The 25667-nt window shown below is 66.3% G+C and carries 32 protein-coding genes; 16 read left to right on the top strand and 16 right to left on the bottom strand.

Translation table 11 applies throughout. The features are described from left to right. Window positions 1–10 precede the first annotated feature (10 nt). The 9 genes from gspG to ACIPPQ_RS03215 are packed head-to-tail and all read left to right on the top strand — an operon-like array spanning window position 11 to window position 6037. Entirely contained in the window at window positions 11–487 is a 477-nt protein-coding gene (gspG, locus tag ACIPPQ_RS03175) for a type II secretion system major pseudopilin GspG (protein WP_446543102.1), read from the top strand. Then, entirely contained in the window at window positions 462–944 is a 483-nt protein-coding gene (locus ACIPPQ_RS03180) for a GspH/FimT family pseudopilin (protein WP_446542748.1), read from the top strand. The genes gspG and ACIPPQ_RS03180 overlap by 26 nt, the downstream gene beginning before the upstream one ends. Further along, complete coding sequence (gene gspI, locus ACIPPQ_RS03185) at window positions 934–1311, top strand: type II secretion system minor pseudopilin GspI (RefSeq protein ID WP_446542749.1); 378 nt, start codon at window positions 934–936, stop codon at window positions 1309–1311. Before ACIPPQ_RS03180 ends, gspI begins: the two co-directional genes overlap by 11 nt. Beyond that, window positions 1308–1922 carry a type II secretion system minor pseudopilin GspJ gene (gene gspJ / locus ACIPPQ_RS03190; protein WP_446542750.1) on the top strand — a complete coding sequence of 205 codons (615 nt, stop codon included), beginning with the start codon at window positions 1308–1310 and terminating at the stop codon, window positions 1920–1922. Before gspI ends, gspJ begins: the two co-directional genes overlap by 4 nt. Beyond that, complete coding sequence (gene gspK / locus ACIPPQ_RS03195) at window positions 1919–2926, top strand: type II secretion system minor pseudopilin GspK (protein WP_446542751.1); 1008 nt, start codon at window positions 1919–1921, stop codon at window positions 2924–2926. The genes gspJ and gspK overlap by 4 nt, the downstream gene beginning before the upstream one ends. Window position 2927: 1 nt before the next feature. Then, the gene (gene gspL / locus ACIPPQ_RS03200; protein WP_446542752.1) at window positions 2928–4073 is read left to right on the top strand and encodes a type II secretion system protein GspL; all 1146 of its coding nucleotides are present in this window, start codon (window positions 2928–2930) and stop codon (window positions 4071–4073) included. Next, window positions 4070–4552 carry a type II secretion system protein GspM gene (gene gspM / locus ACIPPQ_RS03205; protein ID WP_446542753.1) on the top strand — a complete coding sequence of 161 codons (483 nt, stop codon included), beginning with the start codon at window positions 4070–4072 and terminating at the stop codon, window positions 4550–4552. Before gspL ends, gspM begins: the two co-directional genes overlap by 4 nt. Beyond that, on the top strand, window positions 4549–5265 hold the full coding sequence (gspN, locus tag ACIPPQ_RS03210) for a type II secretion system protein N (protein ID WP_446542754.1): 717 nt from the start codon (window positions 4549–4551) through the stop codon (window positions 5263–5265). Before gspM ends, gspN begins: the two co-directional genes overlap by 4 nt. A 31-nt stretch (window positions 5266–5296) precedes the next feature. After that, entirely contained in the window at window positions 5297–6037 is a 741-nt protein-coding gene (locus ACIPPQ_RS03215; protein ID WP_446543103.1) for a prepilin peptidase, read from the top strand. Here the strand turns inward: ACIPPQ_RS03215 and pal are convergent. The 14 genes from pal to ACIPPQ_RS03285 all read right to left on the bottom strand — a co-directional run bounded on the left by pal (window position 6024) and on the right by ACIPPQ_RS03285 (window position 14943). After that, the gene (gene pal / locus ACIPPQ_RS03220) at window positions 6024–6539 is read right to left on the bottom strand and encodes a peptidoglycan-associated lipoprotein Pal (RefSeq protein ID WP_446542755.1); all 516 of its coding nucleotides are present in this window, start codon (window positions 6537–6539) and stop codon (window positions 6024–6026) included. The two genes, ACIPPQ_RS03215 and pal, sit on opposite strands and share 14 nt — an antisense overlap. Window positions 6540–6639: 100 nt before the next feature. Next, entirely contained in the window at window positions 6640–8004 is a 1365-nt protein-coding gene (gene tolB / locus ACIPPQ_RS03225) for a Tol-Pal system beta propeller repeat protein TolB (RefSeq protein ID WP_446542756.1), read from the bottom strand. Window positions 8005–8009: 5 nt separating this feature from the next. After that, a complete protein-coding gene (locus ACIPPQ_RS03230) occupies window positions 8010–8366 on the bottom strand; it encodes a hypothetical protein (RefSeq protein WP_446542757.1) in 357 nt (118 codons plus the stop codon). A gap of 474 nt (window positions 8367–8840) precedes the next feature. Beyond that, a complete protein-coding gene (tolR, locus tag ACIPPQ_RS03235; RefSeq protein ID WP_446542758.1) occupies window positions 8841–9350 on the bottom strand; it encodes a protein TolR in 510 nt (169 codons plus the stop codon). Then, the gene (gene tolQ, locus ACIPPQ_RS03240) at window positions 9350–10048 is read right to left on the bottom strand and encodes a protein TolQ (RefSeq protein WP_446542759.1); all 699 of its coding nucleotides are present in this window, start codon (window positions 10046–10048) and stop codon (window positions 9350–9352) included. The genes tolR and tolQ overlap by 1 nt, the downstream gene beginning before the upstream one ends. Then, the gene (locus tag ACIPPQ_RS03245; RefSeq protein WP_446542760.1) at window positions 10042–10521 is read right to left on the bottom strand and encodes a YbgC/FadM family acyl-CoA thioesterase; all 480 of its coding nucleotides are present in this window, start codon (window positions 10519–10521) and stop codon (window positions 10042–10044) included. Before ACIPPQ_RS03245 ends, tolQ begins: the two co-directional genes overlap by 7 nt. A gap of 101 nt (window positions 10522–10622) precedes the next feature. Then, complete coding sequence (ruvB, locus tag ACIPPQ_RS03250) at window positions 10623–11651, bottom strand: Holliday junction branch migration DNA helicase RuvB (RefSeq protein ID WP_446542761.1); 1029 nt, start codon at window positions 11649–11651, stop codon at window positions 10623–10625. After that, the gene (locus ACIPPQ_RS03255) at window positions 11644–12048 is read right to left on the bottom strand and encodes a GFA family protein (RefSeq protein WP_446542762.1); all 405 of its coding nucleotides are present in this window, start codon (window positions 12046–12048) and stop codon (window positions 11644–11646) included. The genes ruvB and ACIPPQ_RS03255 overlap by 8 nt, the downstream gene beginning before the upstream one ends. Beyond that, window positions 12045–12644 (bottom strand): Holliday junction branch migration protein RuvA, encoded by a 600-nt coding sequence (gene ruvA / locus ACIPPQ_RS03260; RefSeq protein WP_446542763.1) that lies wholly within the window; start codon window positions 12642–12644, stop codon window positions 12045–12047. Before ruvA ends, ACIPPQ_RS03255 begins: the two co-directional genes overlap by 4 nt. A gap of 58 nt (window positions 12645–12702) precedes the next feature. Beyond that, window positions 12703–13176 carry a crossover junction endodeoxyribonuclease RuvC gene (ruvC, locus tag ACIPPQ_RS03265; RefSeq protein WP_446543104.1) on the bottom strand — a complete coding sequence of 158 codons (474 nt, stop codon included), beginning with the start codon at window positions 13174–13176 and terminating at the stop codon, window positions 12703–12705. After that, window positions 13173–13919, bottom strand: a complete 747-nt coding sequence (locus ACIPPQ_RS03270) for a YebC/PmpR family DNA-binding transcriptional regulator (protein ID WP_446542764.1) — start codon at window positions 13917–13919, stop codon at window positions 13173–13175. Before ACIPPQ_RS03270 ends, ruvC begins: the two co-directional genes overlap by 4 nt. Window positions 13920–13976: 57 nt before the next feature. Next, the gene (locus tag ACIPPQ_RS03275) at window positions 13977–14294 is read right to left on the bottom strand and encodes a heavy metal-binding domain-containing protein (RefSeq protein WP_062184526.1); all 318 of its coding nucleotides are present in this window, start codon (window positions 14292–14294) and stop codon (window positions 13977–13979) included. A 21-nt stretch (window positions 14295–14315) separates the two neighbouring features. Beyond that, on the bottom strand, window positions 14316–14558 hold the full coding sequence (locus ACIPPQ_RS03280) for a DUF2312 domain-containing protein (protein WP_192648455.1): 243 nt from the start codon (window positions 14556–14558) through the stop codon (window positions 14316–14318). Between the two features lie 64 nt (window positions 14559–14622). Next, window positions 14623–14943: a DUF1244 domain-containing protein gene (locus ACIPPQ_RS03285; protein WP_446542765.1), complete on the bottom strand. Its 321-nt coding sequence runs from the start codon at window positions 14941–14943 to the stop codon at window positions 14623–14625. Window positions 14944–15034: 91 nt separating this feature from the next. Here ACIPPQ_RS03285 and pyk point away from each other — a divergent pair, with 91 nt between their 5' ends. The 7 genes from pyk to ACIPPQ_RS03320 all read left to right on the top strand — a co-directional run bounded on the left by pyk (window position 15035) and on the right by ACIPPQ_RS03320 (window position 24337). Further along, window positions 15035–16489 (top strand): pyruvate kinase, encoded by a 1455-nt coding sequence (pyk, locus tag ACIPPQ_RS03290; RefSeq protein ID WP_446542766.1) that lies wholly within the window; start codon window positions 15035–15037, stop codon window positions 16487–16489. 184 nt (window positions 16490–16673) lie between these two features. Beyond that, window positions 16674–17447 (top strand): arginyltransferase, encoded by a 774-nt coding sequence (locus tag ACIPPQ_RS03295; RefSeq protein ID WP_446542767.1) that lies wholly within the window; start codon window positions 16674–16676, stop codon window positions 17445–17447. Between the two features lie 92 nt (window positions 17448–17539). Further along, window positions 17540–17929: a DUF3060 domain-containing protein gene (locus tag ACIPPQ_RS03300; protein ID WP_446542768.1), complete on the top strand. Its 390-nt coding sequence runs from the start codon at window positions 17540–17542 to the stop codon at window positions 17927–17929. 248 nt (window positions 17930–18177) lie between these two features. Continuing rightward, entirely contained in the window at window positions 18178–20613 is a 2436-nt protein-coding gene (locus ACIPPQ_RS03305) for an NAD(P)-binding domain-containing protein (RefSeq protein ID WP_446542769.1), read from the top strand. Next, on the top strand, window positions 20613–21494 hold the full coding sequence (locus ACIPPQ_RS03310; protein WP_446542770.1) for a hypothetical protein: 882 nt from the start codon (window positions 20613–20615) through the stop codon (window positions 21492–21494). The genes ACIPPQ_RS03305 and ACIPPQ_RS03310 overlap by 1 nt, the downstream gene beginning before the upstream one ends. A gap of 16 nt (window positions 21495–21510) precedes the next feature. Next, entirely contained in the window at window positions 21511–23445 is a 1935-nt protein-coding gene (locus ACIPPQ_RS03315) for a cytochrome c3 family protein (RefSeq protein ID WP_446542771.1), read from the top strand. Window positions 23446–23488: 43 nt separating this feature from the next. Continuing rightward, window positions 23489–24337 (top strand): metallophosphoesterase, encoded by an 849-nt coding sequence (locus tag ACIPPQ_RS03320; protein WP_446542772.1) that lies wholly within the window; start codon window positions 23489–23491, stop codon window positions 24335–24337. Here ACIPPQ_RS03320 and ACIPPQ_RS03325 read toward each other — a convergent pair. Then, window positions 24334–25278, bottom strand: coding sequence for a D-2-hydroxyacid dehydrogenase (locus ACIPPQ_RS03325; protein ID WP_446542773.1), 945 nt, complete (start codon window positions 25276–25278; stop codon window positions 24334–24336). The two genes, ACIPPQ_RS03320 and ACIPPQ_RS03325, sit on opposite strands and share 4 nt — an antisense overlap. A gap of 7 nt (window positions 25279–25285) precedes the next feature. Next, on the bottom strand, window positions 25286–25642 hold the full coding sequence (locus ACIPPQ_RS03330; RefSeq protein ID WP_446542774.1) for a hypothetical protein: 357 nt from the start codon (window positions 25640–25642) through the stop codon (window positions 25286–25288). Window positions 25643–25667 lie beyond the last annotated feature (25 nt).

Raw genomic sequence — 25667 nt, forward strand, 5'->3', positions numbered from 1 at the left:
CTTTCGCCTGATGCTCGATACCTCCTTTTCCGGCGAGGGCCGGCCCCCGATCCAGCGCCGCCGCAAGAAGGGCGAGCGCGGCTTTACGCTGACCGAACTGATGGTGGTGATCTTCATCATCGGGCTGCTGGCAACAGTTGTGATGATCAACGTCCTGCCCAGCCAGGATCGCGCGATGGTGACCAAGGCCAAGGCCGATATCGCGACGCTCGAAACCGCGCTCGAACAATATCGCCTCGACAATCTGACCTATCCGGCATCGACCGACGGGTTGAACGCGCTCAGCACGCCGCCGCCGGCGCTCGCGCAGCCCGAACGCTATCGCCGCGGCGGCTATATCAAGAAACTGCCCGCTGATCCGTGGGGGCGCCCCTATAATTATCAGGCGCCGGGGCCGAACGGGAAGGCGTTCGACGTCTGGTCGCTCGGTGCCGACGGCGCCCCCGGCGGGACCGACGACAATGCGGATATTCGCAGCGACGGCTGAGACGCGCACGCGTCCCGACGCCAACGGCTTCACCCTCGTCGAATTGATGGTCGTGCTTGCGATCATGGCGCTCGCCGCGACCGCGGTCGTACTCACCATCCCCGGTGAGGAACGGAGCGTGCGCAGCGAAGCGGACCGGCTCGCTGCCCGCCTCGCCGCCGCGCGCGACGTCGCGGTGATCGAGGGGCGCAGCGTCGCGGTTCATTTCGCTCCGTCGGGCTATGGCTTCGAACGGCGGATGTCGGGCGAATGGCAACCGCTTCCGGGCCGGGCGTTCGAGCAACGGAACTGGCCCGGCGACGTGCGCTTTGCCGCGGGCAACGGACAGGGCGCGGCGCGCATCCTGTTCGATCGCGTCGGCACCAGCCCGACCCCGCAGGCGGTCGTGCTCACCGGCGGCGATGCGCGCGAGATCGTGCGCGTCTCGGCGACGGGAGAGGTCAGCCGTGGGCAGTGAGCGCGCCAGGGACGCGGAAGGCGGCTTCACTTTGCTCGAAATGCTCGTGGCCTTGAGCGTCATCAGCATCGCTGCGCTCGCGCTCGTCCGCCTCGACGCCTACGCGGTGCGCACCGCGGGCGACCTCGACGAAAGCACGATGGCGGGAATCGTCGCGCAGAACCGTGCGGTCGAGCTGTGGACCGACCCGGCGCCGCCGACGATCGGCAACAGCGCGATCGGGGTCGCCAACGCCGGGCGCAACTGGCGCGTCGAACAACGCGTCGCGAAGACCGCCGACGACGCCTTGCTGCGCATCGACCTGCTCGTCCGGCCCGAGAGCGGGCGCGGACAGGCGGCGCTCACGATCATCCGGCCGTCGCGATGAGGGACGAACGCGGTTTCACCCTCGTCGAAATGCTCGTCGCGCTCTCGATCTTCGCGGCGATCGCGGCGATGGGCGTCGGCCTGCTTCGCAGCAGCGTCGACACGCAGGATGCGGTACAGGAACGGCTGAAGGCGATGGGCGGCATCAATCGGCTCCGCGCCGTGATGGCGAACGACCTTGCGCAGGCGGTGCAGCGCTCGACGCGCGGGCCGGCGGGGGAGGCGGTTCCGGCCTTCGTCGGCTCGTCGAACGGCTTTGCCTTTGTCCACAGCGGCGCGGGCTCGCTCGACGGAAGCCCGCGCCCGAGCGTCGAGCGCGTCGCTTATGCGCGCGTCGGCGACGAATGGCGCCGCGCGACGCAGCCGATGCTCGACGGCACCGCGCTCGGCGAGGGCGACCGGCTCGTCGGCGACGTCGCCGGCGTCACCGTGCGATATCGCGACGAGCGGGGCAATTGGGGCGAGAGCTGGAGTTCCGAACCCGGTGATCGCCTGCCGCGTGCGGTCGAGGTGCGGCTGGTGCGGACCGGCCGTGAGGCGCTGACGATGCTGTTCCTGACCGCGCCGGCGTTGCCCCCGCCGCCGCCCGCCGCAGAGGCGCCGGTACCATGAAGCGGAACGCGAAGGATGAACGCGGGGCGGCGCTGCTCAGCGTGTTGCTGCTCGTTGCGGTGATGGCGGTGATTGCCGCAACCGCGCTCGACCGGCTGACGCTCGCGACGCGGATCGCGGGCAGCGCGGCGACGGTCGATCAGGGCCGTGCCTACGCCTTTGCCGCCGAACAGATTGCGCTTCGCCGCGTCGCCGATCTCGTCGGCCGCGATCCCGCGAAGCTGACCTTGGCGGGCGGGTGGCTCGGCCGCGATTTCACGCTGCCGCTGCCCGGCGGCGAAGGGCGCGCGAAGCTCACCGACGCGAATAATTGCTTCAACCTCAACAGCCTCGTTGCCGAAACGACGCCGGCGCGTTTCAGTCAGCGATCGGGATCGCTGCGCCAGTTCGGCGAACTGATGAGCTTGCTCGGGATCGATCCGGGGCAGGCGCAGGCGATTGCGGGTGCGGCGGCCGACTGGATCGACAGCGACAGCAACGAAGGCCCGCTCGGCGCCGAGGACAATGCCTATCGCGCGATGCAGGGCGCCTATCTGCCCGCGAACAGCAAGATGGCCGATGTCAGCGAACTGCGCGCGGTGCGCGGCGTGACACCGAAGATTTACGCGCGGCTCAAGCCTTGGGTTTGCGTGCTGCCGACGACCGAGCCGGTGCGGTTGAACGTCAACACGCTCGCGCCCGAACAGGCGCCGCTGGTCGCGATGTTGGCGCCGGGTGAAATCACGCTCGCCGACGCGCGGGCGGCGCTGGCGGCGCGTCCCGCCGGAGGCTATGGCAGCAGCGTGCGATTCTGGGAATCGGGGCCGTTCGAAGGACGCAAACCGCAGGAAGATGTCGCCGAACAGGCAGGGGTGACCAGCCGCTGGCTGGCGCTGACGACGAATGTGACGATGGGGGACGGTTTCTTGACCGCAGTTTCGCTGATCGATGCCAATGGCGGGGCGCCGTCCGCCGGGCTGGCGCCGCCGGTGATCGTGCGCCGCGACTGGGGCGAGAGCGACTGAAATGGCGAGTACCCTGGTTCTCTGGCTGCCTCCGGTGGCGACGCTTGGCGAAGATAATATGCCGCAGCCCGCGTGGCTGCGCATCGATGATGGCGTGATCGTCGATAGCGGGCAGGACGACGGATGGGTCGATGCGTGGGAAAAGCCGCGCGACGACAGTCCCGAAGACCGGCTGATTGCACTGGCGCCCGCGGCCGACGTGCCGCTCCGCTGGCTTCATTATCCCGATGCCGCCCCGGCACAGGCGGCTGCGGCGGCGCGGATCGACACGCTGAAGGCAAGCCTCGGCGATGCCGCATTGCTTCATGTCGTTGCAGGTCAGCCGGCCGAGGGGGGACAGGCGGTCCCGGTTGCTGTCACCAGCCACGCCGCGATGACCGCGTGGACCGAGTGGCTGAAAGCGCGCAATCTGGCTCCCCTTGCCATCGTCCCCGCGGCGGCAGCGGTACCGCCGCCCGAACCCGATACGCTGTGGAAAGCCGAGGTGGGCGGAGAAGAAATCGTCCGCGCCGCCGATCATGCCTGGCTGTCCGATCCTGAGCTCGATCCGCTGATCGCGGGCGGCCACACCGTCGCGCCGCTCGATCCCGACCGGATGCGCGAAGCGCTGTTGTTGACGCTCGCCGTACCGCCGCTCGACCTGCTGAGCGGGGGGTGGAAACCCAAACGCAGCTGGTCGGTCGATCCGGCGATGCTGCGGCTGGCGAAGCGCCTCGCGATTGCGCTGCTGGTCGTCAGCCTGCTGGTCCCGATCGTTTATGCCATTCGCCTTGCGTCTGACACGGGCCGCGCCGATGATCAGGTCGTTGCCATGGCGAAAAAGGCAGGCGTGACCGCCGCCGACGCGACCGCGGCCGAAGCCGAGCTCGACCGCCGCCTTGCCGCCGCCGGCGGCGGGCCGCTCGCCTTCTCGGTCCCCGCGTCGGCGCTTTACGATGCGATGGGAGATACGCCCGGCGTGTCGCTCAAGACGCTGTCGCATCGCACCGACGGGACGCTCACGACGACGCTCGCCGCGCCGCGCGTCGAGGATATCAACAAGGTGCTGCTCGCGCTGCAGGCACGCGGTTATCGCGTCACCGCGCAGCCGATGGCGGGCAGCGACGGCCAGCAAATGGCGAACATCACGATCCGGGCGGTGCCATGACCGAGCGATTGCAAAACTGGTGGACCGGCCTGTCGCTGCGCGAACGCTGGCTCGTCGGCATCGCGGGCGTGCTTGCGCTCGGCGTGCTGGTCTGGGGGCTCGGGCGCCCGGCGGTCGCGGCATTCGTCGATCTGGAGAGCCAGCATCGCGCCGCGATCGAACGCGAAGGCCGGGTCGCAGCGAAGGTGCAGTTGCTGGCGCAGCGCCCGGCAAAGTCGGTCGCCGCGACGGTCGATGCGGTCGCGATCGACCAGTATCTGGCGCAATCGGCGGGCGAGATCGGGCTGACACTCGACCGCAACGAGGCGCGGGGTGAGGGGCAGGCGACGATCGCGATCGCGACGGCCAAGGCACCCGTGCTCACCGACTGGCTCGCCTCGCTCGAGGGGCAGGGCTTCGTCGTCGACCAGCTGACGATCACGCCTGCCGCCGACGGCACCGTCGGGCTGACCGCCGAACTCCGGAAGGGCGGCCGATGAGCGCGCGCCGGCGTTGGGGCATCGTGGCGCTGCTGCTTGCGTTGGTCCTTGTCATTGCGACCTTCCCGATGCGGCTCGCGCTGGGCCTTTCGGGCGCGACCGACGCGGGCATCACCGCACGCGACGTGCGTGGCTCGATCTGGTCGGGTGAGCTGGTCGAGGCGCGGCTCGGCGCCCTGCCGCTCGGCACGGTGCGCGCCAGCCTGTCGCCGCTCGCGCTGCTCGGCGGCGGGGTCGAACTTGCTTTTTCGCGCGCCGACGAACGGCTCGGCGCGCTCGCCGGACGGCTGCATGGCAGCGACCCGCGCGGCGTGTCCGCGGTCAGCGGCACGACATCGATGTCGGGCGGGCTGGGCATGATCCCCGTCGACACGATACGGTTCGAGGGCGCGACCGTGCGGTTCGACGATGCAGGCCAATGCGCCAGCGCCGCGGGTCGCATCCAGCTTGCGGTCACTGCGCCGATCGCCGGGCTCGACCTGTCGCGCGGCCTGTCGGGGCCGCTCTCCTGTGCGAAGGGGCGGGCGCAGGCGGCGCTCGCCAGCCAGTCGGGCATGGAACGGCTGACGCTGTCGTTCGACGGCAAAGGAGCCTATCGCGCGCAGTTCGCGATCAATGTCGACCGCGACCCGGCGATGGCGGCGGCGCTCGCTGCGCTGGGCTTCAAGGCCGGCCAGAACGGGTTCGTGCTGGCGACATCGGGCCGCTTCTGACGTGACCTTTCTCGATGCCTTGCCCTTCGGCATGGGCGTCGCCCTTGCCGGACTGATCGGACTGCTTCTTGGCAGTTTCATCGCGACTTTGGTGCTGCGCTGGCCGGCGGGACGTTCGGTGCTCGGACGCTCGCAATGCGACGGCTGCGGGCGTTCGCTGGCCGCGGCTGATCTTGTACCGCTGCTCTCCGCGCTCGCGTCGCGCGGACGCTGCCGGACGTGCGGCGCGTCGATTGCGCCCTTTCATTGGCGGGTCGAGCTGGGGTCGGCACTGATCGGGGTTGCCGCTCTTGCGGCCATGCCCGGCACGGCGGGATGGCTCTGGGCGCTGTTCGGCTGGCTTTTGCTGCCGCTCGTGCTGCTCGATGCGCGCCATTTCTGGCTTCCCGACCGCCTCAACGCGCTGCTCGCGGTCGTGGGCCTCCTGCTTGCGGGGCCGATGCTCGGCACCACGCTGCCCGACCGCTGGATCGGCGCGCTCGTGGGCGGCACTGTGCTCGCGCTGGTCGCCTGGTCCTATCGCCGTATGCGCGGCGCCGAGGGCATGGGCGGCGGTGATCCCAAGCTCGTCGCCGCAATCGGCGCGTGGCTCGGTTGGCAGGCGCTGCCCGTGCTGCTGCTGCTCGCCAGCTTCGGCGGGATCGTCTGGGCGATCACCGCCCAACGAAAAGGGGACCAGCCGCTCAGCGCGCGACGGGTCCCCTTCGGTGTCTTTGCCTGCACCGCCGCTTTCGTGACGGTGCCGCTATGGCCGCTGCTTAGCGCCCGATAACGACCGTCACCGCGCGGCGATTCTTCGCATAGGCTTCCTCGGTCGAACCGAGTTCGGCCGGGCGTTCCTTGCCATAGCTGATGACACTGATCCGCGACGGATCGACGCCGAGCGACGCGAGATAATTTTTCGCGGCATTGGCGCGGCGTTCGCCGAGCGCGATGTTGTAATCGCGGGTGCCGCGTTCGTCGGCATGGCCTTCGAGCGTGACGCGGACCGCGGGGTTGCGCTGCAGCCACTGCGACTGGGTCTGCAACGTCGCCTGATCCTGTGCGTCGACATTATACTGGTCGTAATCGAAGAAAACGCGGTCGCCCATGGCGCCGACGCTGGCGAGGAAATCTTCCTGCGATCCGGGGACGACCCCGGTTCCGGTGTCGGTGCCCGTATCCCCGGTGCCTTCGGGTGCGGGGGGAAGCGTGTCGGGGGCCTTTTTCGCGCAGGCGCCAACAGCAAGCATGGTGATCGCCGCGATCATCGCGGTGCTTTTGCGTATCGTCATGTTTCTGTCCTCTTGTTGTTGAAAATCATTCGTGCGGCCAAATTGGCCCGTTCAGGACGCGATAGTTGAACCCGATCGCGTCCCTTTGGTTCCGGTTTCCTCAGGGAAGTACCGGACCCCAGCTGGGATCGGATCCGTCCTGCGGGGTCGGCAGTCGGCGCAGGTTCACGCCGGTCAGGTCGACCTGCCACAGGCTCGACTTGCCTTCGCGTCCACGCGTCGTGCGAAAGAACTGGATCACGCGGCCATTCGGCGACCAGGTCGGCGCCTCGTCTTGCCAGCTGTTGGTCAGCATCCGCACGCCGCCGCCCGACGGGGTCATCACGCCGATGCGGAACTCGCCGCCGCCCATGCGGGTGAAAGCGATCAGGTCACCGCGCGGCGACCATTCGGGCGTCGCCGCTCGGCCGCCGCCAAAGCTGATGCGCTGCTGGTTCGACCCGTCGATGTTCATCGTATAGATTTGCTGGCCGCCCGACCGGTCGCTCTCGAACACGATCTTCTTGCCGTCGGGCGAGAAGCTGCCCCCGACGTCGATGCCCGGCGTGTTGGTGAGCCGCACCGGGGTGCCGCCGTTCGCCGAGATGCGATAGATGTCGGTGTTGCCGTTCACCGCCATCGAATAGAGGATTTGCGTGCCATCGGGCGACCAGCGCGGCGCGAAGGTCGCGTTCGCGCTTTCGGTCACCAGCTTCTGCGACCCAGATGCCACGTCATAGATGAACACGCGGACGCGGTTGTTCAGATAGGAGACGTAGACGATCTTCTTGTAATCGGGGGAGAAACGCGGAGAAATCGCCAGCGCCTGACCGTTGGTGATGAAACGGTGGTTGCCGCCGTCCGAATCCATGATCGCGAGCCGCTTGATGCGATTCCCCTTCGGTCCGCTTTCGGCGATATAGGCGACGCGGCTGTCGAAGAAGGGCGATTCCCCCGACAGGCGCGAATAAATGGCGTCGGCGCATTTGTGCGCGGCGCGGCGCCAGTCGCCGGGCTGGATCTCGAAACCCTGCCGCACCAGCTCGCTGCCGAGCTGGGTGTCATAGAGATAGCAGCCGACGACAAGGCCGCCGGTGCCGCTGGCGCGCACGAAACCGTGGACGACATTTTCGGCGTTGTTTCCCTGCCAGTCGGCAAAGCGCGGTGCCGTGACTTCGGCCATCGAAATCGCGCGGAGCCCGGCGGGGCCGACGGGAGCGTAGAGGCCGCTGCGCTCAAGGTCGGCGGCGATGACTTCGGCGATCTGGCGCCCGAGCGTATCGGTGCGCAGCCCGGCAACCGTCTGCGCCGACGGCGTCGCAAGCGCGGGGACCGCGATGACGGTGCGGTCCTGCGACAGTGTGCCTTCGATCGTCTCGCGCGGTTCGGTCGGGGTGACCGCGGGGGGCGCGGGGTTCGTCTGCGCGGCAACCGGTGCCGCGGTGAGCAGCAGGGCGAGCGAAAGGCTGATCGGGCGGAGGAGCATTTCTCTTACCTCTTGATGAAATCGAGCGTGTAATTCTGCCAGAAGCTGTAATTCTCTTCGGGCAGATCGAAGGGTGCGGCCAGTTCGACCGCGCGTTTGGCACATTCCTGATGCCGTTGGACCTGGAATTTGTTGCTGTCATTTTCGCCCGTCGTGCTGACGCTGGTAAAGCCCGCGAGCGCGCCCGACTGGGTCAATCTGAACTTCACGACGGTCTTGAGCTGGTCGACATCGACCCCCGATATGCGGCAGCCGTTCCAGCGCGGACCAACCTTCGCCTTGATGCTGACGTCGATCGAGCGGCGAACCTCGGCGGCGGTCGCTGCGGCAGGGGCGCCTCTAGTCTGGGTAGACTTGGTCAATTCACGACTGATACTTTCGAGATCGCCCGAGGGTTGCCCGGCACGTCGAGGCGGAGCCTTTTTGGTAGGCGGCTTTTTCGGCACCTCCTTGGAAGGAGCTGCCTTGGTCGCAGGTCGCTTTTTGGTAGGCGCCGGCTTTGGCCGCTCGATTTGCCTGGGCGTCGGGGCGGGCGTCGGTCGCACCACTGGTTCGGGTATCGGCGGCGCTGGCACTGGCTCGGGCGCCGCGATGTCGACCTGATCCTCTTCGCCGAGCCGGGCGGCGGGGGGCGTGTCGGTGATAACCGGCGCGGTAGACGTCGGCGCCGTTTCGGCGATCAGGTCGACTTCCATCGGGGGGTTGTCGAAACGGCGGTCGCCCGGGGTCCATTGAAGCGAAAGCAGCCCGATAATCAGGACATGCGCCACCACCGCGATGGCGAGCCCGCGTCTTTCATTCCCCCTCACTGCCCGTTGTTCGGCCATCATCTCAACCTAGGGTTGCGTTTCTGAACCGTCGGTGACCGCGGCCGGCGCGCTGTCGGCGGCGCCTTCCGAACCCGTCGTCACCAGCGAAATGCGCGTCAGGCCCGCACGGTTGAGCTCGCCCATCACGCGCATCACGCGCCCGTAATCGAGCCCCTTGTCGGCGCGCAGCATGATCTGGCGCGGCTTGTCCTTGCCTTCATTTTCGCGCGCGATCGCGTCGAGCCGGGCGGGAAGCTCGGCTTCGGGCACGACCTCCTCGCCGATATAGAGCGTGTCGTCGGCGTTGATCGACAGCTGCACCGGTTCCTGATCCTCGGTCTCGACCGGTTTCGCCCGGCTTTCGGGCAGGTCGATCGGCACCGCGGAGGCGAGCAGGGGCGCTGTGATCATGAAGATGATCAAGAGCACGAGCATCACGTCGACGAGTGGGGTGACGTTGATCTCGGCCATCGGCGCGCGGCGGTTGCCGCGGCCGCGCCGGCCGCCGATGCCGCCCGAAGGTCCGGTCATCGCCATCAGGCTTCGACCTCGAGTTCGCGGCTGAAGGTCGCGTGCAGCCCGTCGGCGAAGCGGCCGAGGCGCGATTCGAGCCGGTTCAGCCGCTGCGAGAATGCGTTGTAGGCGATCACCGCGGGGATCGCGGCGAACAGGCCGATCGCGGTCGCGAACAGCGCTTCGGCGATGCCCGGGGCGACGACCGCAAGGCTGCTGTTATTTTCGGCCGCGATCGCGGTGAAGCTGCGCATGATGCCCCACACGGTGCCGAACAGGCCGACAAAGGGCGCGACCGAGCCGATCGTCGCCAGCGTCCCGATCTTTTCGGCAAGCCGGTCGACTTCACCCGCTACCGCGCTGTTCATTGCAATGCCGAGGCGCTCGCGCGTGCCTTCGCGGTCGACGATCTTGCCCTTGGTCGACCGCCGCCATTCGCTGATTCCGGCCGAAAGGACCTTGGCGCTGGGCAGTTCCTCGCCGCTGTTCTTGTCGAAGAATTTGTCGATATTGTCGGCGCGCCAGAAATCGCGTTCGAAGCGTTCGGACGCGGTCATCAGCTTGCTGACCCCGCGGCCGTGCGTGAAAATCACCATCCAGACATAGATGGAGGCGGCGAGCAGCCCGATCATCACCGCCTTCACGATGATATCGGCCTGCAGGAACAGCGCGACGGGGGACAGGGTCGCCGCGTCGGCGGCCAGCGAGATATTGTCTAGCAAGGGAAAGTCTCTCCATTCATGATGGCGGTAAATCGGTCGGCCCACCCCGCGGGCTGGCGGCGCGGCCGGCCCTCGGGCGACAGGAAGGCGGCGGTGACTTGCCCGACCGTCAATGTCTCGCCGCTTAACGTGTCAGTTCCGCGAAGGATGCGCTGCGATATGATCACGCTCGCGCCGCGCACCGCCTCGACGGTGCTGACGACGAGCAAATCGTCGTCGAGCTTCGCCGGACTGCGGTATTTGATCGCAAGGTCGGTGACCGCCCAGCTACCTTCGCCGCTCTCCATCGCCGCGCGCTGGTCGATGCCCGCGATGCGCAGCATATCCGACCGCGCGCGCTCCATGTAGCGCAGGTAATTGGCGTGATAGACGATGCCGCTAAGGTCGGTGTCCTCGAAATAGACGCGCGCCCGGTAATGATGCTCAGCCCCGACGAAGGCGCCGGGGATGAAGGGGGGCGGGACGTTTACCATTGTCCCAACCGATAGCGTCGCAACGACTCGTCGCAAACCCCTAACCAACGGTTCGTCGCAGATCGGGGCCGGTTGGCAGAATGAAAGCCGCGGAAATCCGCCTATTTCGCCTGGTCGAAAAGTCCGTCCTGCGACCCCGCGGGCGGATTGAGCCCCAGATGCTTCCATGCGCTCGCGTTGAGCATGCGTCCGCGCGCGGTGCGCGCGATCAGCCCGGCCTGCAGCAGATAGGGTTCGATCACATCCTCGATCGTGTCGCGCGGTTCGCTGAGGCCCGCCGCGAGCGTTTCGACCCCGACGGGGCCGCCGCGATAGATGTCGGCGATCATCGTGAGGTAACGCCGATCCATCGCGTCGAGTCCGAGGGCATCGACTTCGAGCCGGTTGAGCGCGGCATCGGCCGCCTTCGCGTCGACGATCACATGCCCCGCAACGGTCGCGAAATCGCGCACGCGGCGGAGCAGCCGCCCGGCGATGCGCGGCGTCCCGCGCGACCGTTTCGCGATCTCCAACGCGCCGTCGGACGCGATGGGGAGCGACAGCAGGCGCGCGGCGCGCGAAATCACCTGTTCGAGCTCGCCATGCGTGTAGAAATTGAGCCGCACCGGAATCCCGAAGCGGTCGCGCAACGGCGTCGTCAGCAGCCCCTGCCGCGTCGTCGCGCCGACCAGCGTGAATTTCGGCAGGTCGATCCGCACCGACCGCGCCGAGGGCCCCTCGCCGATCATGATGTCGAGCGCGCGGTCCTCCATCGCGGGATAAAGGATTTCCTCCACTGCGGGCGACAGCCGGTGAATTTCGTCGATGAAGAGGACGTCGCCGTCCTCGAGATTGGTGAGCAGGGCCGCGAGGTCGCCCGCTTTCGCGATCACCGGGCCGCTGGTCGAACGGAAGCCGACACCCAGTTCCTTCGCGACGATCTGCGCGAGCGTCGTCTTGCCCAGCCCCGGCGGGCCATAGAAGAGCACATGGTCGAGCGCGTCGGCCCGCGCCTTCGCCGCCTCGATAAAAATGCGCAGATTCTCGCGCGCCGCCGCCTGCCCGACGAACTCGGCGAGCGACTTGGGGCGGAGCGCGGCGTCGGCATCCTCGGGTGTGCGGATCGGGGTGGTGAGGGCGGGCTCAGTCATAACGCTCTATTGCCTCGCCGAGGATACAAACCCAAGGTTCCTGACGATCCTCATAGACTGAAAATTGCGGCTCGAAGTCATGGCCGGGTTCGAAATTGCCGATCGGCACGGCATAGCTGTCGAGCTCCGGGCGATTGAGGAACCAGAGCGTGGAGCCGCAGTTTTTGCAGAAGTAGAAGTCCGCGATAGTGCCGCTTCCGCCGGGATGCTGGTACAATTTCGCTTCGCCCTCTGTGCGGATATTCTCGGCGGGGAAGCGCGCCTGTGCGGCAAAGGCGCTGCCGCTCCGCGCCTTGCAATTGCGACAGTGGCAGACCGAGACGCGGATCGGTTCGCCGGCGCAGGCGATACGGAGCTGGCCGCAGCGGCAGGAAGCGTTGCGAACGCGCTCGGTCACTTGGCCGCCTTTTTGAGCGCGACGCGAACGAGCGCGTCGAGGCTGGCGCCCGCGCCCAGTTCTTCGCTCGCTGCCGCGACCGCGGCGCTCGCCTCGCCGGGTTTGAAGCCGAGGCCGGTGAGCGCGGTGACGGCGTCGCCGAGCGGGCCGACGGTTGCCGCGAGGGACGGGCCGCTACCGGCAATACCGCCGAGCGCGCCCGCCTTGTCGTTCAGTTCATGCGTGATCCGCTGCGCGAGCTTCGGGCCGACGCCATTGGCGCGCGCGATCATCGCGCTGTCGCCGCTCGCGAGCGCGCGCTGCAGGTCGCCGAGTTCGAGCGCCGAGAGGATCGCGAGCGCGACCTTCGCGCCGACGCCCTGCACGCTGGTGAGCAGGCGGAACCAGTCGCGTTCCTCGGCCTTGGCGAAGCCGAGGAGGCGCAGGAAATCCTCGCCGACGAGCATTTCGGTGTGGATGGTGACATCGCCGCCGACCGGGCCGAGCGCGTCCAATGTCCGCGCCGACGCCTCGACCAGATAACCGACGCCGCCGACGTCGATCACCGCATGGCCTGCGCCGCTGCTGTCGAGCCGTCCGGTGAGTTTCGCGATCATGGATCGGTGCTAGCGCGGGGAGAACGAAAAGGGAATCAATTTCCCTCGATGATGGCGTTCAGACTCTCGGCCGATGGTTCGCGTGGCAGATCGCGACCGCGAGCGCATCGGCGGCATCGGCTCCCGCGACCTTCGCGCCGGGCAGTAGGACACGCAGCATCGCCTGCACCTGTTCCTTCGCCGCGCCGCCGGTGCCGACGATCGCCTTCTTGACCAGCCGCGGGGCATATTCGGTCACCACCAGCCCGCCGCGCGCGCAGCCGAGCAGCACGACCCCGCGCGCATGCGCAAGCTTCAGCGTCGATTGCGGATTGTCGTTGACGAAGACTTCTTCGACCGCCGCGCAAGCGGGGGCATGATCGGCGATCACCGCCGCGAGCACGGTATCGAGATAAGCGAGCCGGTCGGGCAGCGACGCTGTCGCGTCGGTCTTTACCTGCCCGTTGGCGATGTGGCTGATCCGGCTGCCCTCGACGCGGATGACGCCCCAGCCGGTGCAACTGAGCGAGGGATCGAGACCGAGGATGATCAGCCGAGCTTCTCCATCACCGCGTCGGGGATTTCGTAATTGCCCCACACGGTCTGGACATCGTCGTCGTCGTCGAGCGTGTCGATCAGCTTGAACAACGTCTGCGCAAGTGCCTCGTCGGCGACTTCGCTCTTGAGCGTCGGACGCCACGCGAGCTTCACGCCTTCGGCTTCGCCGAGCTTGCCTTCGAGCGCCTTCGCCACTTCGTGCAAGGAATCGACGCTGGTCCAGATGTCGTGGCCGTCTTCGGACGATTCGACATCGTCGGCGCCGGCATCGAGCGCGGCTTCGAACACGGTGTCGGCATCGCCGGCGCCCGCGCCATAGCTGATCATGCCGAGGCGGTCGAAACCGTGGCTGACGCTGCCCGAAGTGCCAAGGTTGCCGCCATTCTTGCTGAACGCGGTGCGGACGTTGGTCGCGGTACGGTTGCGATTGTCGGTCAGCGCCTCGACGATCAGCGATACGCCGCCAGGGCCATAGCCTTCGTAGCGGATTTCTTCGTAATTATCGCCGTCGTTGCCCGCCGCCTTGTCGATCGCACGCTGGATATTGTCCTTCGGCATCGACTGCGCCTTGGCGGCGTTCACCGCGGCGCGCAGGCGCGCGTTTGCGTCGGGATCGGGCAGGCCCATCTTTGCGGCGACGGTGATTTCGCGGCTCAGCTTCGAAAAGAGGCTGCTGCGCTTTTTGTCCTGCGCACCCTTGCGGTGCATGATGTTCTTGAATTTACTATGGCCGGCCACTTGCGGTTCCCGATCGATGAAATGAATGTGGCGCCGCCACTAGCGCGAAGCGCGGTTTCAGACAACCACGGCGGTTCCCGAAGCGCTGACCATCAGCATCGAGCCGTTCTGGCCGAGCACTTCATAGTCGAGGTCGACGCCGATCACCGCATTGCCGCCGAGGCGCGCCGCTTCGGCTTCCATCTCGGCGATCGCTTCCTTGCGCGCGCGGGCGAGGACATCCTCATATTTGCCCGAGCGCCCGCCGACGATGTCGGTGATCGACGCGAACAGGTCGCGGAACAGGTTCGCGCCGACGATCACCTCGCCGGTGACGATGCCCAGATATTCGCGGACCGGACGGCCCTCGACATTGTTGGTGGTGGTGCTGAACATCGTCACTCTCCCTCGTGGTTTTTAATCGATCCCGAGCGCCGATTTATAGACGTCGAGGATCGCTTCCATTTCCTTGCGGTCGTGGACCGGCAGTTTGCGCAGGCGCACGATCTGGCGCATGATCTTCGGGTCGTATCCGTTGCTCTTGGCTTCGTTATAGGTGTCGCGGATGTCGTCGGCGATGCCCTTTTTCTCTTCTTCCAGACGCTCGATACGCTCGATGAAAAGACGCAGCTGTTCGTCGGACACGGTGGCTTCGCTCATTTTATACTCCGCTCAGATTGGATGATTGCGTGGCGAGAATCGCCTCGGCGCCCGATTAGCGGGGTCAGGGATTCTTGGCCATGCTTTCTTCCATCCGCGCGAGCTGTTCGGGGGTCGCGGCGACGTGGAAGCGTGCTTTCCACTCCGCGGTGGGCATGCCGTGGACGATCGTGCGGCCCGCTTCCTTGTCCATGTCCCCGGCCTCTGCGATCCAGTCGCCAAGGCAGTTGCGGCAAAATCCGGCGAGCCCCATCAGGTCGATGTTCGCCGCGTCGCTGCGATGCTGGAGCAGGCGGACAAGGCGGCGAAACGCCGCGGCGGCGGCGGCATCGTCGAGATCGTCGAGCGCATTGTTCGAATTCGGCTGATCGTCGCTGCAGGACATGGCTACTCCCTTTGATTGAATAGCTATACGGTTGTTGCCTTCATCGCATCAAGACGGCATTGCCCTAGCGTCCCCTGTCATCGGAGCATTTGTGGTTCAAAGCTTTACCCCCCGCCAGCGCAAGGTGCGCATCCTGGCGACCCTTGGCCCCGCAAGCGCCAACCCGGAGATGATCGCCGAGCTGCATCGCGCCGGCGCCGACGCCTTTCGCGTCAATATGAGCCATGGCGACCACGCCGGGCACGCGAAGGTGATCGCCGCGATCCGCGCGCTCGAAAAGGACACCGGCCGCCCGACGACGATCCTCGTCGACCTGCAGGGACCGAAGCTGCGCGTCGGTACGTTTGGGAATGGCCCCGCAGAGCTGGTGAAGGGTGCGGCCTTCACGCTCGACACTGACAAGGCACCCGGCGACGCGACGCGCGTCCACCTGCCGCACCCTGAACTCTTTGCCGCGCTCGAGCCCGATACGCGCCTGCTGATCGACGACGGCAAGCTGGTGCTTCGCGTCAAGAGCGTGACGCCGGGCAAGATCGAAACGGTGGTCGATGTCGGCGGCAAGATTTCGGACCGCAAGGGCGTCAACGTCCCCGACGTCGTCGTGCCGCTTGCGGCGCTGACCGAAAAGGACCGCAAGGACCTGACCTTCGCGCTCGAACAGCATGTCGACTGGATCGCGCTGTCGTTCGTGCAGCGCCCCGAGGATGTCGCCGAGGCGCGTCGCCTGATCGGCGGCAAGGCGGCGTTGCTCGTCAAATTCGAAAAGCCGTCTGGCGTGCAGCGGATCGAGGAAATCCTCGAGCTCGCTGACGCGGCGATGGTCGCGCGCGGCGACCTGGGGGTCGAACTTCCCCCCGAAGCGGTGCCGCCGCTCCAGAAAAAGATCGTCGCGACCGCGCGCCGCATGGGCAAGCCGGTGGTCGTCGCGACGCAGATGCTCGAATCGATGATCGTCTCGCCGTCGCCGACGCGCGCCGAAGTGTCCGACGTTGCGACCGCGATATATGACGGCGCCGACGCGATCATGCTGTCGGCCGAAACCGCGGCGGGCGCTTTTCCGGTTGAGGCGGTGACGATGATGGATTCGATCGCGCGCTCGGTCGAAAGCGATCCCGATTATTTCCGCCGCCTGCATTTCACCGAGACGGCACCCGACGCGACGACCGCCGACGCGCTCGCCGAGGCGGCGGGCAATATCATCACCACGATCGCCGCCGACGCGATCATCTGTTTCACCGCATCGGGTTCGACCGCGCGGCGCGTCGCGCGCGAACGGCCGGGCGCGCCGCTGCTGGTGCTGACGCCGAAGCGCGAGGCGGCGCGGCGCATGGGGCTTCTCTGGGGGGCGCATGCCGTGCCGACCAAGGACATCGGCAGCTTCGAGGAGATGATCGCCAAGGGCAAGCGCATGGCGCTGCGCCACGGCATCTGCAAGGCGGGCGCGAAGCTCGTCATGATGGCGGGGGTGCCGTTCGGTACCCCGGGGTCGACGAACGTGCTTCACGTGGCGACGCTGACCGGCGACGAGCTGCGCGGATACAGCTAAGCGATTCAAATCGGCACAAGAGTTACCGGCTGATTCACAAAATTTCGGGGTTGATTCAGAACGGGACGTCCTAAAATGGTAAATGCGCTTTGCACCATTGACGCCGCGCGGCATAGTTGGTGCAAGTAGTGCGTCGGACCCGCGTCGGGGGGCTCCGCATCGCCAGTCCGGAGGTTGTTTCCGCGTGTCCGCACCGTTCCGTTTTCCGCGCTTTTTTGTCACCAGCCCGGCGCCTTGTCCCTATCTGGCGGGCAAGACCGAGCGCAAGGTGTTCACCGAGCTGAGCGGCAACACCGCGAACGAGCTGAACGACGCGCTCGGCCGCATCGGTTTCCGCCGCAGCCAGTCGGTCGCCTATCGTCCGAGCTGCGCCGACTGCTCGGCATGCGTGTCGGTGCGCGTCTGCGCGGGCGAATTTACTCCGAGCAATTCGCAGAAGCGCAACATCCGCCGTAACGGCGATCTCGTCGCCACCGCATGCAAACCGTGGGCGACCGAAGAGCAATATGCGCTGCTCCGCTCCTATCTGGGGTCGCGCCATCCGAACGGCGGCATGGCGGATATGGACGAGCAGGATTTTGCCGACATGGTCGAGCAGACACCGGTCGACAGCTATATGATCGAATATCGCGAGCCGACGACCGATGGCACCAAGGGCCGTCTTGTCGGCTGCTGCCTGACCGACCGGCAGGGCGACGGGCTGTCGATGATCTACAGCTTCTTCGACGCGGCGCACCCGCTGCGCGAGGGGCTCGGCACGTACATCATCGCCGACCATGTCCAGCGCGCCGCGCGCGCCGGGCTTCCTTACGTGTATCTCGGCTACTGGATCGAAGGGTCGGCGCGCATGGCGTACAAGGCGCGTTTCCGTCCGCTCGAACGGCTCGGCCCCGAGGGCTGGTCGCGCTTCGAGCCGACCCAGTCCGAGCGCATCGCGGCGATGTTCGAACTCGCCTGACAGCCCGCGAGGGTTGACCGGTTGACGCGGCACTTTTCGCAGGCCATTGAACCGTAAGGGGATTTTCGAGGCGGGGAACAAAGGAGATGACCTTGTTCCAAACTCGTGGCGCTGTAAAATTCCTGCTTCCGACCTTTGCTGCCGGTCTCGCCCTTGCTGTCTCGCCGCTGGCGGCGCAGCCGCGCCAAGGCACGGGAACGCGCGACGGCGCGTCGATCAACGGCGTCGACCAGGCGCATCAGATCGACTGCGAAGGACGCCCGGCCGAGGTTTCGGGTTCGGGCAATCGCATCGACTTCGTCGGTGATTGCCCCGGCCTGACGGTCAATGGCGTCGACAACCAGATCAGCATAATTTTGCCGCCCGGCGCCGACCTTCGTGTTTCGGGTGTCGACAATGTCGTAAGCTGGCGGATCCGCGGCAATGGCAAGCCGCGCATTTCGGTTCAGGGTGTCGACAATCAGGTGCGCCCCTTGCGTTAGCGAAAGCGGCGCCAACCCGCACAAATCCGACTAATTGCGAACGTCTCGCAACGGCCAGATTCTCGCCGCCACCGGTTGACCTTTCCTCGCTTTCAAGGGCATAGCTTTGCGCCGAGGACATAAGTCCGGGTCGCATCCGTTATGATTTCGCCGGGGGGCTGGCGACAGGGGGAAAGGATGCCCGTGCGCGCGTTCAGCATCACGGTCAGCGATGGCAGGTGCGGCTTTTGCCGCCCGGTGGCGCGCGCATGAGCGAGCCGGTCAAGGTTGCGATCATCGGATCGGGTCCCGCGGGGCTCAGCGCGGCATCGCGCGCCGGGCAGCTCGGGCTCAGCCATATATTGCTCGAAAAGACCGATCACCTGTCGGACACCATCTTCAAATATCAAAAGGGCAAGCGCGTCCTCGCGACGCCCGAACGGCTCGACCTGCGATCCGATTGCCGTTTTGCCGAGGGTGCGCGCGAATATATCCTCGGCAATTGGGACGAGGATGCCGCGAACAACAAGGTCCAGGTCGCCTATCACGCCGAGGTCGCCGAAGTGACCGGCGAGAAGGGCGCCTTCGCGATCAAGACGGCGAAGGGTGAGGTCTACACGGCAGAGAATATCGTGCTGGCGATCGGCACGCAGGGCAATCCGAACCGGATGCGCTGCGAAGGCGCGGACATGCCGCACATCATTTATCAGGTCGACGATCCCGAGGATTTCAAGGACAAGCATATCACCGTCGTCGGGTCGGGCGACGCGGGCATCGAAAATGCGCTCGGCGTCGCCGAGGAAGCGCTTGAAAACACCGTCACCATCCTCAACCGCTCGAAGGATTTCGCGCGCGCCAAGGCCAAGAATGTCGCCGACATGATGGAGGCGGGCGAGAATGGCTTCATGTCGATCCGCACCGAGACGCAGCCCAAGAAGGTCGAACCCGGCTGGCTGACGCTCGAAACCCCGACGGGCGAAGAGCGGATCGAATGCGACGTGATCGTCGCGCGCCTCGGGTCGGTCGCGCCGCGCGGCTTCGTCGAATCGATGGGGATCGAGTTTACCGGCCCCGACCGCGAGGCCTTTCCGAAGCTGTCGCCGACCTTTGAATCGACCGTTCCCGGCATTTTCGTGATCGGCGCGCTCGCGGGCTACCCGCTGATCAAGCATTGCATGAACCAGGGCTATGACGTCGTCGAGTTCATCAACGGCAACACCGGCCTGACCCCGGCGGACGAAAAGGATCTGGCGGCGATATTCGCTGATTTGCCGCAGCAGAAGCCGGTCAGCGAATGGCTGGAATATCTGCGCACCCGCATCAGCATCTTCGCCGACGTATCACCGCTGCAGATGCGCGAATTCATGCTCGATTCGAAGGTCGCCTTTTATCGCAAGGGCGACATCGTGTTCGAGAAAGGCGAGCCGGGTTCGTCGCTGTTCGCGATCGCTGACGGTTTTGCCGAGGTCGAGGTCGGCCCGGGCATCACCGTGCCGATCGAACAGGGCTCGATCTTTGGCGAGGTCGGCCTGATTTCGGGTCGCAAGCGCGGCGCAACGATCCGCGCGGGCGAGGATGGAATTTTCGTCGAGGTGTCGCGTACCGCCGCGCTCAAGTTGATGGCCGCGGTGCCCGGTGCGAAGCGAGTGATCAACCGCATCTCGCTCGAACGGCAATTGCTCCAGATTTTCAAGGGCGGACTGACCGTCGAGGATCTCGGCCCCGTCGTCGATACGGCCGAGGTCGAGCGCGTGCCCGCGGGCAAGGTCGTGCTGACCGAGGGCGAGCAGGGCGACGATGTCTATGTCATCCGCTCGGGATCGATGGTGGTCGAGAAGGATATCGGCGGTAAGCCGATCTTCCTGCGCTATCTGCCCGCCGGCAGCTTCTTCGGCGAAATGGGCGTGCTGAGCGGCGCGCCGCGCAACGCCACGGTCAAGGCGGCGGTTGGCGCCGAACTGATCAAGCTGACCGGCGAAAGTTTCCGCAAGATGCTCGCCGCGCGGCCGCAGGTGCGCGAGGCGACCGAGGCTGCGGTCGCCGAACGCGCGCAGATGAACAGCTTCATCGAATCGCGGAAAGCGAGCTATTCGAGCGCGGTCGACCTCTATTCGGACACCGCTAGCTTCATCATGAAGGAAGGGCTCGGCGAGGCGACCGACGCGCTGCTGATCGACGAGAATCTGTGCGTCGGCTGCGACAATTGCGAGAAAGCATGCGCCGACAGCCACGAAGGGCTGTCGCGGCTCGACCGCGAGGCGGGCAAGACCTTCGCGCACCTCCATGTGCCGACGAGTTGCCGCCACTGCGAGCATCCGCACTGCATGGCCGACTGCCCGCCGAACGTCATCCACCGCGGCCCCGACGGCGAAGTGTTCATGGAGCCCGGCTGCATCGGCTGCGGCAACTGCATGCGCAACTGCCCCTATGGCGTGATCCGCATGGAAGCCGCGCCGCCCGAAAAGCCGAGCCTGCTGCGCTGGCTGCTCACCGGCTTCGGTCCCGGCCCGGGCGAGCCGTCGCCCAAGTGGACGAAGAAGCAATTGGGTGATGAGAAGCCCAAGAAGATCGCGGTCAAATGCGACATGTGCAAAGGCATCTCGGGCGGCCCGGCGTGCGTGCGTGCGTGTCCGACCGGCGCCGCGATCCGCGTTTCGCCCGAGGAATTCCTGACGATCGCGCGGCTCGAAGAGGACGCGGGTTGATGGCGAGCCTCTTTCAACGCCGCCGGTCGAAGGCGACCCAGACCGAGCGCGTGCGCGAGCGCAAGCATGAGGGCTTCCTGCGTTACGCAGGTTTCCGCTGGGCGAAGATCTCGGGCGCGCTCTGCCTGCTGATCATCGTGAGCTACGCCTTGGTCGACGTGACGCCGCGTCACAATGGCGGCAGCTGGTACGGCTATACGCTCGGCACGATCGGCGCGGCGCTCATCCTGTGGCTCACGGCATTGGGCTATCGCAAGCGCAAGATGACGAGCGACTATTGGTCGCTGAAGGCATGGACGTCGGCGCATGTCTATCTCGGGCTCAGCCTGATCGTCATCGGTACCTGGCACACCGGGTTCCAGCTCGGCTGGAACGTCCACACGCTCGCGTGGGTGCTGATGATGCTCGTGATCCTGTCGGGGCTCTATGGCGTCATCGCCTATGCGACCTTGCCGACGGCGCTGTCGAACAACCGCGACGAAATGACGCAGATGCAGATGCTCGAGGCGATCCGTGCCTTCGATCGCCAGCTGCACAGCGCGGCGCAACCGCTGACGCCCGCCGACACCGCGCCGGTGCTCGCGGCGCTCGACGAGGATCCGTTCGCGGGCGGCATCGGCGCGCGATTGTCGGGCCGCTATCCGAATTGCGCGACTGCGGCGGCGCTGCGCACGCTGGCGGTCTCGAACGGCAGCGACCGTGAGGCGCGCGAGAAGGTTGTCGGGCTGCTCAAGCAGAAGGAAGCCGCTCTGACGCGCCTGCGGCGGCATCTTCGCATCCGCGGGCTGCTCGAAATCTGGCTCTATGTGCATGTGCCGCTGACCTTTGCGCTGATCGCGGCGCTGTCGGCGCACATCATTAGCGTCTTTTTCTACTGGTAAGGCGGGGAGGGGGATCATGAGCTTCATCCTGCGCCGCATCTCGACGACGAAGACGGGCAAGCAGATCATCCGCGACCAGGCGTTGCCGGGCGACACGATCACGCTCGGCCGCGAGGGCGGCAACACGATCCACGTCGCCGATCTTGCGGTGAACCCGCATCATGCGACGATCAGCAGCCCCGATGGGCGCACGGTTCGCGTCGCGGCGAGCGAGGGGCTGGGGTTCGACCTCAACGGCCGCAGCGAAACCGTCGCTGACATCGACAGTGGTTCGGGCGGCGAGCTGCGCTTCGGCGGCCACCGCCTGACGATCGCGCGCGAGGGCGACAATATCATCCTGCTCGTCGAACGCATCGACGAGCTGTCGCAATCGTCGAAGGATGTCGACGAGGTCAAAGCCTTCTCGCTGCAAGGCGTGATGCTCGGCAAGCGCATGGGGGCGTGGCTGTTCGCAGCGGTGATGCTGCTCGCCTTCCTGATCGGGCCGATCTGGGCGTGGTACAGCTACAAGAATGTGAACGAACGCCCCGATGGCTATCATGCCGACAGCGCGTGGCTGTCGGGTCCGCTGTCGAGCGCGCACGCGAGCCTGAAGAACGATTGCCAGTCGTGCCATGTCGAACCCTTCGTCACGGTGACCGACAAGGCATGCGTCGGCTGCCATACCGGCGAGCACAAGGCGATGAGCATGGCGCATGCGAATGCGCCGACCGCGATGCTGCTCGCTGCGCGCCACCCGCCGGGTGTCGGTGAACGCATCCTCGATGGCTTTGCCAAGACCTTCAACAAGCCGCAGGGGCGCTGCGTTGAATGTCATACCGAACATGAAGGATCCGGGCCGATGCCCGCGACGCCGCAGAAATTCTGTGCCGATTGCCACGACGGCATGTCGGGGCGGCTCAAGACCGCAGGCCATCCGACGACGCTCGCCGACGCTGCCGATTTCGGCACGAGCCACCCCGAATTCCGTCCGCTGGTGCGGTCGGCGCCCGGCGCGAAGCCGGTGCGCACGACGCTCGCGAAGGGGACGGTCGATTATAACGGCCTGAAATTCCCGCACGACATGCACTTGCAGGCGACCGGCGGGGTTGCGCGCATGGCGGCGAGCTTCCGTGGCCGCTATGATTTCGGCAAGAAACTAGAATGTGCGAACTGTCACCGCGTCGAGGCAGACGGGGTGCGCGTCAAGCCGGTCGAGATGGAACGCGACTGCGCCATGTGCCACAGCCTCGCGTTCGAGACCGTTGGCGGCGTGACGCGCACGCTGCGCCATGGCGAGCCCGACCAGGTCGTCGCCGACCTCACCGCCTATTATCGCTCGACCCCGCCCGCGCGGCCGCTCCAGCTTGGCGGGATGCAGCGGCGACGCCCCGGCGCCTATGCCGAGGGGCAGGTCTATAATATCTACTTCAACGAAGTCGCGGCGCGGCCGTCGCGCGCGCAGGATGCGGTGCGCGCGGTCTTTTCGAAGGGCGGCGCCTGCTATGATTGCCACACCATTTTTGCCCCCACGGCGGGCAACAACTGGCGCGTCGCGGCGGTCGACCAGACTTCGCGATACCTGCAAAAGGGCTGGTTCGACCATGACGCGCACAAGGAAACCGACTGCGCCGATTGCCACACCGCCGCGCCCGCGTCGAAGGCGTCGAGCGACCTCCTCGTTCCCGGGCTTCGCGAGTGCCGCGACTGCCATGTCGGTGAGGGCGGGGCGCGGGTGGTGAAGGTCGAGACCGCGACCGAATCGCCCTGCGCGATGTGCCACGAATATCATTCGGACGGTGGGAAACCGTGGATGCCGCCGCGCCAGCGCAAGAAAAACATCGCCGCAATCACAAATAAACCTCTTGCTGCTAGCTATGGTGTGAGCATGATCACAGGAACCGGGGGGCGGGGCCTTTACGATGTGACGTGGCGCACACCTCCCTTGCACGGGGCAAGGCGGGGCGGGTGAGATTTTATGGGCCGGGACCAGCCGGCCGGAACGGGGGACGGATATGCTGATCGCACAGATCACAGATATCCATATCGGGTTCGATCCGGACAATCCGGCCGAGTATAACCGCAAGCGCCTCGACGAGGTGCTCGACGTGCTGATCGAGGGGCCGAACCGCCCCGACCTTCTGCTCGCGACCGGCGACATCACAGACCGCGGCGACGACGACAGCTATCGCCGCCTTGTGACCGCCTTTTCGCGCTGTCCCTTTCCCGTGTGGCCGAGCGTCGGAAATCATGATTTGCGCGACAATTTCCACGCGCGCTTCCCCGGCTTCGACGACGGCAACGGGTTCGTCCAGTACACAATCGAGCTGCCCGAGCTGCGGCTGGTGACGGTCGATACGCTCGAGGAAGGGCGCCATGGCGGTGCCTTTTGCGAGGCGCGCGCCGCCTGGCTCGACACCGAACTGGCGAAGGACAGCGCCAAGCCGACCTATATCGTGATGCACCACCCGCCGGTCGAAAGCGGGATCGAGTGGATGAACACCGACCCCGACGAGCCGTGGGTCGCGACCTTCACCGACGTCGTGCGGCGGCACCCGCAGGTCCGCGGGCTGATCTGCGGCCATCTTCATCGCAGCGTGACCGTCGCATGGGAGGGGCGGACGATCGCGATCTGCTCGTCGACCGCGCCGCAAGTGTCGCTCGACCTCCGCCCGATCGACGAGAATCATCCCGACGACCGTCCGATGATCGTCGCCGAAGATCCCGCCTACGCGCTCCACCGCTGGAACGGGCGCGAGCTCGTCAGCTTCTACGACCATGCCGGCGCACACACGATGCTCGCCAAATATGACGAGCGGCTGCAACCGCTGGTGCGCGAACTGAAGGCCGAGCGGCCGGGTTAATATCCCAGCGTCAGGTCGACCCGCGGCTCGACCGTCTCGCCCTTTTGCCAGCGACCCAGATTTTCGAGGAAGCGCTGCGCCGACCGGACGAACATCTTGTCCTGCGCGCGGCCCGACAGGTGCATCGTGATATGCGCATTGTCGAGGCTCCACAGCGGATCGTCGGCGGGGAGCGGTTCGGGCGTCGTGACGTCGAGGAAGGCCGACGCGATCTGCTGGCCGTCGAGCGCTGCGATCAGCGCGTCCTGATCGACGACGCTGCCGCGCGCGATATTGATCAGCGTCGCGGTCGGTTTCATCGCCGCGAGTTCGGCGGCACCGATCATGCCGTCGGTTTCGGGTGTCGCGGGTACCGCGAGGATCACCCAGTCGAAATCGCCGAGCTGCGCACGCCACTGATCGGGCGTGAGCGTATTCGGCCCCGGCGAACGGCGCACGACGGTAACATCGACCGCGAACGCCTTCAGTCGCTCCTCGATCAGCTTGCCGATCGCGCCATAGCCGAGCAGCAGCGCCTTCGAACCGAACAGCTCGACCTTGCCCGGCGAGTCCATCAGCCATTCGCGGCGCTCCTGCGCGCGCACGACGTCGCGATAGCCCTTGGCGACGGTCAGCATCCCCATCACGACATATTCGGCGATGGTGATCGCGTTGATCCCCGCGCCATTGGTGACCACCGTGCCGCGCTGGTGGAGCAGGTCGAGCGGCATGCCGTCGACCCCGGCGTAGATCGAGTTGAGCCATTTGAGCTGCGTCGCAGCGGTGATGACCGCCGCCATATCCTTCTTCTCGTACATGTCGAACCAGCCGATCTCGGCCGCGGGCGCGAGCTCGAGCGCCTCCTCCTTCGACGCAAAGAAGCGCGGCTCGACCCAGTCGGGCAGGCGGTTTTCGACGAGCGGCCGGATCAGGCCCGACAGGACGGTGACGGTCTTGGTCATGATATTCCTACTGCTGGAAGGCGTGCCAGCCCGCCCATGCGAGCGGGATGACGCCGATCAGGTCAACGAGCGCGATGGTGCCGAGCTGCGCGGGGCGGCCGTATGACTGATAGAGAAAGAGGAAGCTCAGCATCGAGATTGCGGCAAGCAGTGTCGCGAGCTTGCGTCCGCCGGGGTCGAACGCCGCCCAGACGCAGGCGACGAGCACCGCGAAGAACAGCGCCGCGCGGTGATGCATGAGCAGGAAGAGCGGACTGTCGGGCCGAACGCCGTAAAGCCGCGTGATCAGCGCCGGCCGGAACAAGGCCAGCGCCGGGATCAGGTGGACAAGACCGACAAGGAGCCAGCAGATCAGTTGCGACATGCAACGAGGCTAGCAGCCAGCGACG

This window comes from Sphingopyxis sp. LARHCG72, assembly GCF_052871675.1.